Source organism: Streptomyces sp. NPDC058955, from assembly GCF_042741435.1.
GTDB lineage: Bacteria > Actinomycetota > Actinomycetes > Streptomycetales > Streptomycetaceae > Streptomyces.
On record NZ_JBHYKM010000050.1, the window covers coordinates 22,878 to 30,378 of the forward strand.

Here is a 7,501-nt window from a genome sequence, read left to right on the forward strand (position 1 = left end):
GGAAAGCTGCTGTGGAATCGGTTCGTTACGGTCCGCGGGCCCCGGGGGCGGGGGGTTCGCCGGGGCCGGGGGCGGCGAGGTCGTCGACGGCCTCGGCTGTGACGACGGCGCCGGTGGAGCGTTTGCCGCGGCGCAGTCGGCGTTCGAGCCAGGAGGCGAAGGTGGTGAGGGCGACGTTGAGGAGGACGAAGAGGACGGCGACGACGGTGAAGCAGGCGATGGTGTTGGCGCCGTAGTTGGCGCTCATGGGGCGGACGGAGGCGAGGAGTTCGGCGAAGCCGAGCATGGCGCCGCCGAGGGCGGTGTCCTTGACGATGACGACGAGCTGGCTGATGAGGGCGGGCAGCATGGCGGTGACGGACTGGGGCAGCAGGACGTAGGCCATGGTCTGGCCCTTGCGCATGCCGATGGCCTTGGCGGCGTCGGTCTGTCCGGCGGGGAGGGCGAGGATGCCGGCGCGGACGACCTCGGCGAGGACGGAGGCGTTGTAGAGGACGAGGCCGGTGACGACCGCGTACAGGGGGCGGGTCTCGGGGCTGATGTCGGTGAACTCGGCGTAGGCGGCGTTGGCGAAGAGCATGAGGATGAGGACGGGGATCGCGCGGAAGAACTCGACGACGGTGCCGGCGGCGGCGCGGACGGCGCGGTGGTCGGAGAGGCGGGCGATGCCGAGGAGGGCGCCGAGCGGCAGGGCGAGGACCATGGCGAGGGCGGCGGCGATGACGGTGTTCTTCAGGGCGGGCAGGAGGTAGGTCTCCCAGATCCGTCCGTCGGTGAAGAAGGGTTCCCATTTGGCCGCCTCCAGCTGGTTCTTGGCGTCGAGTCCGGCGATCACCCACCAGACGACGGCGGCGAGGGCGGCCAGGAAGAGCACGGTCCACAGCAGGTTGCGGCGGCGGGCGCGGGGTCCGGGGACGTCGTAGAGGACGGTGGCGGCCTCGTCCTTGGCGGTGTGGCGCTTGCCCGCTCGCGCCCGGCCGGGGCGCCTCACCGCTTGACCGCCACTTTCCTGGCGAGCCGGCCGAGGAGGAGGCCGGTGGGCAGGGTGAGGCAGATGAAGCCGAAGGCGAAGATGGCGGAGATGAGGATGAGCTGGGCCTCGTTCTCGATCATCTCCCGCATGAGCAGGGCGGCTTCGGCGACGCCGATGGCGGCGGCGACGGTGGTGTTCTTGGTGAGGGCGATGAGGACGTTGGTGAGGGGGCCGACGACCGACCGGAACGCCTGCGGGAGCACGATGATCCGCAGGATCTGGGGGAAGCTGAGGCCGATCGCGCGGGCGGCCTCGACCTGCCCGAGGGGGACGGTGTTGATGCCGGAGCGCAGTGCCTCGCAGACGAAGGCGCTGGTGTAGGCGGTGAGGCCGAGGACGGCGAGCCGGAAGTTGATGGTGGTGAAGCGGTCTGCGCCGAGGCTGATGCCGAGGGTCTGGAAGAGGCCGAGGGAGGTGAAGACGATGATGACGGTGAGGGGGATGTTGCGGACGATGGTGACGTAGGCGGTGCCGAAGCCCCGCATGAGGGGGACGGGTCCGACGCGCATGGCGGCGAGCAGCGTCCCCCACACCAGGGAGCCGAGGGCGGACCAGAAGGTGAGCTGGACGGTCACCCAGAAGGCGCCCAGGAGGTCGTAGCCTTCGAGGAAGTCGAACACGGCGGCCGGCTCACTCGACGATCACGCCGATCTTCGGGGCGGGTTCGTTCTGGTAGTTCGCCGGGCCGAAGTTCTTCTCGACGGCCTCGTCCCAGGAGCCGTCCTCGACCATCTTCTCCAGGGCGGTGTTGATCTTGCCCTTGAGTTCGCTGCCCTTCTGGACGCCGATGCCGTAGTTCTCGTTGCTCAGCTCGAAGCCGCCGAGCTTGAACTTGCCCTTGAACTCCTCCTGGGCGGCGTAGCCGGCGAGGATGGAGTCGTCGGTGGTGAGGGCGTCGATGACGCCGTTCTCCAGGCCGGTCAGGCACTCGGAGTAGCCGCCGTACTCCTGGAGCTGGGCGTCGGGGGCGATCTCGTCCTTGACGTTCTGCGCGGAGGTGGAGCCGGTGACCGAGCAGAGCCGCTTGTCGTTCAGGTCGGACGGCTGCTTGATGGAGTCGTCGTCGGCGCGGATCAGCACGTCCTGGTGGGCGAGGAGGTAGGGGCCGGCGAAGTCGACCTTCTCGGCCCGCTCGTCGTTGATCGAGTAGGAGGCGGCGATGAAATCGACGTCGCCGCGCTGGAGCATGGTCTCGCGGTCGGCGCTCTTCGCCTCCTTCCACACGATCTGGTCCGGTTCGTGGCCGAGTTGCTTGGCGATGTAGGTGGCCACGTCGACGTCGAAGCCGGTGTAGGTGCCGTCGGGGGTCTTCAGGCCGATGCCGGGCTGATCGAACTTGATGCCGATGGTGATCTGATCGTCGTCGTCGTGGTCGGCGGGTACGGCTCCCTGGGCGAGGGAGGCGGTGCCGAGGGCGAGGACGACGGCCGTCGCGGAGGCGACGAGGGTCCTGGTGGTCCTGAGCGGGTTCATGTGATCACCCCGTGGGGCTCAGTGGTGGAGGATCTTGGAGAGGAAGTCGCGGGCGCGGGCGGTGCGCGGGTTGCCGAAGAACTCGTCGGGGGTGGTCTCCTCGACGATCCGGCCGTCGGCCATGAAGACGACCCGGTTGGCGGCGGAGCGGGCGAAGCCCATCTCGTGGGTGACCACGACCATCGTCATGCCGTCCTGGGCGAGCTGCCGCATGACCTCCAGGACCTCGTTGATCATCTCGGGGTCGAGGGCGGAGGTCGGTTCGTCGAAGAGCATCACCTTCGGGTCCATGGCGAGGGCGCGGGCGATGGCGACCCGCTGCTGCTGGCCGCCGGAGAGCTGCGCCGGGTACTTGTCGGCCTGGGCGGCGACGCCGACCCGGTCGAGGAGGGCGCGGGCGCGTTCCTCGGCGGCCTTGCGGTCCTTCTTGCGGACCTTGATCTGTCCCAGGGTGACGTTGTCGAGGACGGTCTTGTGGGCGAAGAGGTTGAAGGACTGGAAGACCATGCCGACGTCGGCGCGGAGCCGGGCGAGTTCCTTGCCCTCGGCGGGCAGCGGGCGGCCGTCGATGCGGATCTCGCCGCTGTCGATGGTCTCCAGGCGGTTGATCGCCCGGCACAGGGTGGACTTGCCGGAGCCGGAGGGCCCGATCACGACGACGACCTCGCCGCGCCGGATGGTGAGGTCGATGGACTGCAGGACGTGGAGCGTCCCGAAGTGCTTGTCGACCCGGTGCAGGACGACGAGCGCGTCGCCGTCGTACGGCACGGGCGCGTCGCCGCGGTCCGGGCCGGGCGCCTCCGGGACGGGCACTTCCGGGACGGGCATGTCACCCTCCTGGCTCACGCCCCCTTCTGCCGTTTCCTCCTCCGTCTCATGCTCCGCCCTGCTCCGTCCGGACGCACGCCGGGGCGGTGTCCCGGGAGCGCCCGCGTGCCGCCGCCTGCGGACCGGCCGTCGTGGGCGGAGACTGGGAGCGGAGCCGTACGCGCGAGGAGGAGGGTCCGCCATGAGGAGTGCCGCACCCAAGGTCAGTACGCTGCCGGCGGAGCACCGCGAGCGGCTGATGGCCTTCGCCGAGGATGTGTACTTCGACTCCGGTGACCGGCTCTTCGAGGAGCAGCAGCACGCGGAGCGGTTCTGGATCGTGAAGACGGGCGCGGTGAATCTGGACGCCAAGGTGCCGGGGCGGGGTTCGCCGGTGATCGAGACCCTGCGCCACGGTGAGCTGGTGGGTCTGTCCTGGCTGTTCCCGCCGTATCTGTGCCAGTCGGGGGCGGAGGCGATGACGCCGGTCCGGGCGTACGAGTTCGACGCGACGGCGGTCCGGTCGATGTGCCACACGGACCGGGAGTTCGGGTCGGCGGTGTACTTCTGGGTGGGGTCGATCCTGGCGCACCGGCTGCAGGTGACCCGGGTGCGGCTGCTCGACCTGTACGCGCCGCACGGCAGCGGGATCATGGCCTGAGGCGGCCGGCGCACGGGCGTTGACCTCTGGCGGCGGTGGCCGTACGGTCCGGGCGGTTTCCCGTCCCGTACCGCTCCCCCGGCGTCAGGAGCACCGCATGGCCCGGTCCGGTCCCGGCAAGGCCCCCGCCCGGCGGGCGTGGCGGCGGCGGCCGTTCGGCGCGGGGCTCGCCCTCGCGCTGGGCGGCGCGGAGATCCTGCTGGTCCAGCGGGCCGGTCCCGGCGTGCTGCTGTCGGCGGGGGCCGACGTGCGGTACGCGCTGCCGCTGCTGATGTGCGGCTGCGGGGTGCTGCTCGTGGCGCATCCGCGCGGGCGGCGCTGGTACGCGGCCGTCGGCGTGCTCGCCTCGCTCGGTTCCTGGGTGGCGTCCGACCTGGGCGGCTTCCTCGTCGGCATGACGCTGGGGCTCGCCGGCGGTCTGTGGGTCCTCGGCGGGCCGTCCGGCCGGGACGACGGCGCGACCGCACCGGGGTGATCTTCGCCGCACCCTGGCCGGGGGCCCGTCCCGGGTGGCTACCCGGCGGTACGGTGGCGGACCTGGCGACGGGCGGGAGGCCCCGATGACAGCACCTGGGAACGCGCGCGAGGCACTGGCCCTCGTCACCGACGACTTCACCGAACTCCCGCGTGCCGAGGCCCCGTCGGACGGCGACGGGCCGCTCGGCTGGCCCGGCCACGGCCGGGCGAGGGCCGCGGCCGCCGCCCGCTCGGGCGAGTCCGAGTCGGTGGTCTGCGGCACCGGCACCGTCGGCGGTACGCGGACCGTGCTCGTCTCCTTCGAGTTCGGCTTCCTCGGCGGCTCCATCGGCGAGGGGACCGGCGACAGGGTCGCCGCCGCGCACGCGCACGCCCGGGCGCACCGGCTGCCCGTGACCGCGCTCCTCGCGACGGGCGGCAGCCGGATGCAGGAGGGGATGCGGGCGCTCGTCCAGCTCCAGCGGCTGGCCGGGGAGTCGGCGCTCACGCGGGCCGCCGGGCTGCCGCAGGTCGCGGTGCTCCGCGATCCGACGACCGGCGGCGGCTGGGCCACCCTCGGGGCCGGGTCCGACGTGGTCCTCGCGCTGCCGGGGGCGCAGGTCGGCTTCGCGGGCGCCCGGGTCCGGCCGCGGGACGCCGACCCAGCCGCGTACACCGCCGAGTCCCAGCTCGCCCATGGGCATGTGGACGCCGTCGTCCCGCCCGGGGAGCTGCGGGCGGTGCTGGGCCGCTGGCTGTCGCTGCTCACCCGCCCCGCCGCGGGCCCGGTCCCGCCGCCGTACGCGCTGGGCGGCACGGAGCCGGCGGTGAGCGGGCGGGAGGCCGTGGCCCGCGCCCGGCGCCCGGAGCGGCCGCGCGCCGATCGGTATCTCGCCGAGGTGTTCACGGAGCGGGCGGAGCTCTCGGGCGACCGTGCGGGCGGCACCGACCCGGGGATCCGGTGCGGTTTCGGGCGCCTCCCGGACGGGCGTACGGCCGCGTACGCGGCGCAGTGCGGGACCGCGACCCGGCCGGCCGGGTTCCGCACCGCCGCCCGGCTGGTCCGGCTGGCCGGCCGGCTCGGGATCCCGGTGCTGACGCTGATCGACACGCCGGGCGCGGCCAACGACGCCGAGGCGGAGCGGGCCGGGGCCGGGCCGGCCATCGCGGAGCTCTTCGGTGCCGTCGCGGAGGCGCGGGTGCCGGTCACCGCCCTGCTCATCGGCGAGGGCGGCTCGGGCGGCGCGCTGGCGCTGGCCGCGCCGGGCCGCACCTGGGCGACCCCGGACGCGTACTTCTCGGTGATCGCGCCCGAACTGGCCACGGCCATCCTGAAGCTCCCTCCGGAGGAGGCGGACGTGACGGCCGACCGGCTGCGGCTGCGCCCGGAGGACCTGGTGGAGCTGGGGGTGGTGCGCGGGGTGGTCGGCGCCCGGCCGGCGGATCCGCCCGGCCGGGCGGGGTGAGGCGCGGGGGCGGGCCCCGGTGGTCCGGTGGGCTGGGACCGTGATTCCGGGGCCCTCGGTGGTTCAGTGGCCGAGCTTCTTCTTCAGCTCGGCCTTGTTCATCTGTGACCTGCCGTGCAGGTTGCGGCGCTGGGCCTCCGCGTAGAGCTGGTCGTAGGTGGGTCCTTCGGAGCCGCTGTGCGAGCGCTTCCCGCCGCGCCGGGCGGAGGACATGTCCTGGGTCGAGCTCTTGCTCGCCGTCTTCGACTCGCCCGAGCGGGCCCGTTCCTTGTTGACGGTGCGGGCGGCGATCTCCTTCGCGCGCTTCTGGCTCTCGCCGCGTTCCAGCGCGCTCTCCTTGATGTGCTCGTACTGCCTCTCGCGCTTGGCGTTCGATCCGCGGGGCATCGTGGGCTCCTCTCGTCGTGTCAGTCGTCGGGCCGGCCGCCGCCCGCGTGCCGCCGGGTCCAGCGCACGACCAGGCGCAGCACCAGGATCAGCGTCACCACCCAGGCGGCGGCGAAGGCCCAGACCAGCGCCGGGCTGGCGGTCGCCACCGCGAGGACGAGCAGGGCCAGCGTCGCGGCCCCGAGCGCCAGGGCGCCGAGGCGGCCCCGGCCGGTGAGGCGCGGGCGGGGAAGGCGGAGGGCCGGCCGGTGTCCGGCCATGCGCCGGGCGAGGCCGTCGTCGGCGCTCAGGTCCTCCTCGATCTCGGCCAGTACGCGGCGCTCGTACGCGGAGAGCCGGGCCTCGTCCACGGCGGCCACCTCCTCCGGTCGGAATCCCCCGCTGCGGCGGGGTCCGCTCCGGCGGCTACCCGCTCCGGGCGCCTTCAGACAGCCGCAGCGGGGCTGTCCAGCGGGAAGGGGACCTCGCACCAGACCGTCCGGCCGCGGCCCCGCGGCACCGAGCCCCAGGCGGCGGCGAGCCGCTGGACCAGGTAGAGGCACTGCCCGCAGGGGCGGCCGGAGCGGTGCCGGTCCTGGGTGAGGGGGCGGCCGGGGGCGCTGTCGCTCACCTGGAGCCAGACGCCGTCGACGGATCGGTCGAGGCAGAGCTCGTACGGGGCTTCCCCGCGCCGCACCGCGTGGGCGACGAGTTCGGTGACGAGCAGCAGCACGTCGTCGGCGGCCGTCCGGGCCGCCGGGGAGAACGGTCCGTACCAGTCCGTCACCGCCTGTTCGGAGAGATCGCGCAGCCGGCCCGCCAAGCCCGGTCCTCCGCCGAGCGCGTACCGCCGGGAGCGGACCGCTCCGGGGCGGCTCCTCTCACCTTCCGCCATATAGGGCGCCTGACCGTGACCGAGGGGACTAAACGCACGAATGGGTGAAAAGCTCACCAAGGGGAATACTCCTTGCAGGACGCTCAACCGATGGACCGTGACACCCGCCCCCTTCCGGCGGCGGCGCCGGTCCACCGGAACCGTCGATCGGACACTCATGACCATCGGACGAGCCACATACGCACCGGCGGCGCGCACCCGCCGCCGCCGGGGCCCCCCCCCGCCAACGGCCCCCCACCGCGAGCCACCGGCCCCGCGGGGCCGCCGCCGAGACCCGCGCCTAACTCGCCGCCCCCCGCGCCGCCGACGCCGCCGAGGCGGCCGGCAACGCCTACGACGCCGAG

At 73.4% G+C, this 7,501-nt stretch carries 10 protein-coding genes; 3 read left to right on the forward strand and 7 right to left on the reverse strand.

Annotation, left to right across the window (positions count from 1 at the left end):
• Positions 1-25: 25 nt before the first annotated feature.
• Genes ACFW1I_RS20290 through ACFW1I_RS20305 form a run of 4 tightly spaced genes read right to left on the reverse strand, consistent with a single transcriptional unit; the run spans position 26 to position 3,334 of the window.
• Complete coding sequence (locus ACFW1I_RS20290) at positions 26-991, reverse strand: amino acid ABC transporter permease (protein ID WP_384671738.1); 966 nt, start codon at positions 989-991, stop codon at positions 26-28.
• On the reverse strand, positions 988-1,653 hold the full coding sequence (locus tag ACFW1I_RS20295; RefSeq protein ID WP_384671740.1) for an amino acid ABC transporter permease: 666 nt from the start codon (positions 1,651-1,653) through the stop codon (positions 988-990). The genes ACFW1I_RS20290 and ACFW1I_RS20295 overlap by 4 nt, the downstream gene beginning before the upstream one ends.
• Positions 1,654-1,663: 10 nt before the next feature.
• The gene (locus tag ACFW1I_RS20300) at positions 1,664-2,506 is read right to left on the reverse strand and encodes a glutamate ABC transporter substrate-binding protein (protein ID WP_384671743.1); all 843 of its coding nucleotides are present in this window, start codon (positions 2,504-2,506) and stop codon (positions 1,664-1,666) included.
• Positions 2,507-2,524: 18 nt separating this feature from the next.
• Positions 2,525-3,334, reverse strand: coding sequence for an amino acid ABC transporter ATP-binding protein (locus tag ACFW1I_RS20305; RefSeq protein WP_384671744.1), 810 nt, complete (start codon positions 3,332-3,334; stop codon positions 2,525-2,527).
• 181 nt (positions 3,335-3,515) lie between these two features.
• Here ACFW1I_RS20305 and ACFW1I_RS20310 point away from each other — a divergent pair, with 181 nt between their 5' ends.
• The 3 genes from ACFW1I_RS20310 to ACFW1I_RS20320 all read left to right on the forward strand — a co-directional run bounded on the left by ACFW1I_RS20310 (position 3,516) and on the right by ACFW1I_RS20320 (position 5,896).
• A complete protein-coding gene (locus ACFW1I_RS20310; RefSeq protein WP_384671746.1) occupies positions 3,516-3,974 on the forward strand; it encodes a cyclic nucleotide-binding domain-containing protein in 459 nt (152 codons plus the stop codon).
• A 97-nt stretch (positions 3,975-4,071) separates the two neighbouring features.
• Positions 4,072-4,449 (forward strand): DUF6114 domain-containing protein, encoded by a 378-nt coding sequence (locus ACFW1I_RS20315; protein WP_384671748.1) that lies wholly within the window; start codon positions 4,072-4,074, stop codon positions 4,447-4,449.
• Between the two features lie 85 nt (positions 4,450-4,534).
• Positions 4,535-5,896, forward strand: a complete 1,362-nt coding sequence (locus ACFW1I_RS20320) for a carboxyl transferase domain-containing protein (protein ID WP_384671750.1) — start codon at positions 4,535-4,537, stop codon at positions 5,894-5,896.
• A gap of 63 nt (positions 5,897-5,959) precedes the next feature.
• Here the strand turns inward: ACFW1I_RS20320 and ACFW1I_RS20325 are convergent, their stop codons facing one another.
• The 3 genes from ACFW1I_RS20325 to ACFW1I_RS20335 all read right to left on the reverse strand — a co-directional run bounded on the left by ACFW1I_RS20325 (position 5,960) and on the right by ACFW1I_RS20335 (position 7,157).
• Positions 5,960-6,283, reverse strand: coding sequence for a plasmid stabilization protein (locus ACFW1I_RS20325; protein WP_384671751.1), 324 nt, complete (start codon positions 6,281-6,283; stop codon positions 5,960-5,962).
• Positions 6,284-6,303: 20 nt separating this feature from the next.
• Positions 6,304-6,633, reverse strand: coding sequence for a DUF3040 domain-containing protein (locus ACFW1I_RS20330; RefSeq protein ID WP_384671753.1), 330 nt, complete (start codon positions 6,631-6,633; stop codon positions 6,304-6,306).
• A gap of 74 nt (positions 6,634-6,707) precedes the next feature.
• A complete protein-coding gene (locus ACFW1I_RS20335) occupies positions 6,708-7,157 on the reverse strand; it encodes an ATP-binding protein (RefSeq protein ID WP_384671755.1) in 450 nt (149 codons plus the stop codon).
• Positions 7,158-7,501 lie beyond the last annotated feature (344 nt).

What these genes read in the sequence shown, in the direction of transcription:
- ACFW1I_RS20300 (WP_384671743.1), bottom strand. Translation starts at nt 2,506, where the DNA reads ATGAACCCGCTCAGGACCACCAGGACCCTCGTCGCCTCCGCGACGGCC.
- ACFW1I_RS20305 (WP_384671744.1), bottom strand. Translation starts at nt 3,334, where the DNA reads ATGCCCGTCCCGGAAGTGCCCGTCCCGGAGGCGCCCGGCCCGGACCGC.
- ACFW1I_RS20310 (WP_384671746.1), top strand. Translation starts at nt 3,516, where the DNA reads ATGAGGAGTGCCGCACCCAAGGTCAGTACGCTGCCGGCGGAGCACCGC.
- ACFW1I_RS20315 (WP_384671748.1), top strand. Translation starts at nt 4,072, where the DNA reads ATGGCCCGGTCCGGTCCCGGCAAGGCCCCCGCCCGGCGGGCGTGGCGG.
- ACFW1I_RS20320 (WP_384671750.1), top strand. Translation starts at nt 4,535, where the DNA reads ATGACAGCACCTGGGAACGCGCGCGAGGCACTGGCCCTCGTCACCGAC.
- ACFW1I_RS20325 (WP_384671751.1), bottom strand. Translation starts at nt 6,283, where the DNA reads ATGCCCCGCGGATCGAACGCCAAGCGCGAGAGGCAGTACGAGCACATC.
- ACFW1I_RS20335 (WP_384671755.1), bottom strand. Translation starts at nt 7,157, where the DNA reads ATGGCGGAAGGTGAGAGGAGCCGCCCCGGAGCGGTCCGCTCCCGGCGG.